Origin of the sequence: Pseudomonas kielensis, from assembly GCF_014236655.1 — a bacterium.
Taxonomy (GTDB): domain Bacteria; phylum Pseudomonadota; class Gammaproteobacteria; order Pseudomonadales; family Pseudomonadaceae; genus Aquipseudomonas; species Aquipseudomonas kielensis.
Genome location: NZ_JACMYG010000073.1, coordinates 1 through 2,349, shown reverse-complemented (window position 1 = coordinate 2,349; position 2,349 = coordinate 1). Strand labels below are relative to the sequence as shown.

Here is a 2,349-nt window from a genome sequence, read left to right as displayed (position 1 = left end):
TGGCCTGGAGATCACCAGTACCGAGGATGAAATCCGCATCACGGCGAAGAAAAAAATCACCCTCAATGCCGGTGGCAGCTACATCACCCTGGATGCCAACGCTATCGAAACTGCGACGGCAGGCGACGTGCGTATCAAGGCGCCGCACTTGGAGTACTTTCCCGGCAAGGTTTCGCAGGCAGCACGGCTCGGGGCACTGCCAGTGCCCATCGATCCGCCGCTGGCATTCAACCAGCAGTTCCGGATATTCGCCGATGACGCCGAGCAGGCCCTGGCCAATATGCCTTACACGATCACCGCAGCCGGCGGCAAAGTCTGGAAAGGCAGCACCGACAGCCAAGGCTTTACCCAGCGAGTATTTACCGCCAACCCTGAAGAGCTTTCGCTGAGCTATGGCCTGGAAGAAGAGGAGGAAGAGGAAGAACTCGACGGCATCACCCTGCGCCTGGGCCTGTTCTTTGATGGCACCGGCAACAACCAGGCTAATGCCGCCGCTACCGAACAATGCCGGCGCGAGGATCTGCAGTTGTTCGACCGCGACGAACTGGCAAGCATCGTCCAGCAGTGTGAGCAGTATGGATTTGATGGGTTCGATGGGGATGGATTCGACCGGGGGCCGGATGACAGTTTTGGGAATGCGCCGAGTAATGTGGCTTATCTGCGTGAACTGTATCCCGACCATACCGCCGAGGGGCTTCCACCCGGGGCGAAAATTGGTTTCGTGAAAGTTTACCTGGAAGGCATCGGTACACGAAGTGGCGGCAGCGACTCGCTCTTCGGTCAGGGCACTGGGAGAGGGGGAACCGGGGTGGTGGCGCGGGTGGAGCAAGCACCAGAGGCTATCATAGGTCAACTTCGTGACTTTACGGGTGCCAACCCCGGGACGTCAATTCGCCGTATCGAGTTCGACATCTTTGGCTTCAGTCGTGGCGCCGCCGCTGCGCGGCATTGCGCCAACGAGCTGCTCAAACCGGGCCGTGGACTGTTCAGCGAATTGCTGCAGGCTGGTCGCTTCGGCCTGCAGGCCAGCTTCGACCCCGCGGTGGATGTCAGCCTTAACCTGATCGGCCTGTTCGACACCGTCGCCGCCATCGTCGGCCTGGACCTCAGTCCGGCCAACGATCACAACCCGGGGGTCAACCTGTACCTGCCACCTGGTTGTGCGCGCCAGGTCATCCAGTTGCAGGCCCGGGACGAGTGTCGGCACAACTTTGCGCTCAACAGCGTATTGCACGGCCATCAACAAATCAGCCTGCCCGGGGTGCATTCGGACATTGGCGGTGGTTACCTGCCGCGTGGCCGCGAGCGCCTGTGGTTGACCCAGCCGCGGCGTATCAGCCTACCGGCCCACCGCCCTATTACGAGCCATCCATTGTGGGCGCAAGCCCATGCCCAGGTGCAGGCGCTGCGTGCCAGTGGCCTGGCTGGGGAGGGCCAACTGACGATCAAGAGTTGGCCGATCTCCCGTGCGCCGAGCGGCAAGCTCGAACCCGACGAACTGGAGCACCTGCTGACGATTGAGCTGGAGCGCCCGGTGCGCGGCGAGTTGGCGTTGATAGCGCTACGAGTCATGCGTGAGTTGGGCGTGCGTCATGGGGCCCCGTTCGACGTGATTGACGATCAGGACCACCGTTTTCGGCTACCGGAAGAATTGCAATCCATCGCCGCACATATTCTGGATCAGGCACTGGGTGGCACCGTGGTCAGTCTCGATCCTGCTCAGGAACGCTTGTTGCGTGGTCGCTACATCCATCAGTCCGCCCACTGGATTCCCAAAAGGGGAATGTTGATCAACAAGCCAGCGGCCGACAACACACGCAATATCTACTCCAACCAACCGCAGAAGGGTTACCCGCAGTGAGGCGTCTGGTGCTGGCTTCGTTGATGTTCAGCCTGTGCGCCTGCGCCAGCGGGCCTAAGTCGCCCGCACCTCCCAAGCTGCCCTACGGCAGTTGGTACGTCGGTCTCGCCGCACCGCGCTTTATGGAGGTCTGGGTCGAGACCGTGGATGTGTTGGATCAACGTGGCTTGGCGTTCTTTCGTGTACATGGGGGGGTAGCCGGCTACACCCGCAAGCCCGAGGGTTGGCATAAGGGTGGGGGAAAAATGAAACCGATAAACAACGTCGACCTGCCGGAGCGGCTGTTCCTGCGCTGGCAATCGCTGGTGGAGCCGCAAGCCTACAAGATCCGCATCCCGATCCCGCAGTGGGTGCGCGATGAGATGGTCAGGCCGGAGCGGACGTTTTGCCAGGGTTCCAAAAAGTGGAAGGATGACTATCGAGACTCCATCACCTTAGGCATGGCCCCCGGCGGCATCGTCAAGGTTTGGGTGGGCGGGGCGTGCCTA

Annotated in this window: 2 protein-coding genes; both read left to right on the top strand. The window is 61.1% G+C overall.

Going from position 1 to position 2,349, the window contains the following annotated elements:
- Positions 1-1,861, top strand: a 1,861-nt coding sequence (locus tag H7995_RS27995) for a DUF2345 domain-containing protein (RefSeq protein WP_185819314.1), incomplete at its 5' end; no start/stop codon positions are given.
- On the top strand, positions 1,858-2,349 hold a 492-nt coding region (locus H7995_RS27990; RefSeq protein WP_342345343.1), incomplete at its 3' end, for a DUF2931 family protein. The genes H7995_RS27995 and H7995_RS27990, both read left to right, overlap by 4 nt.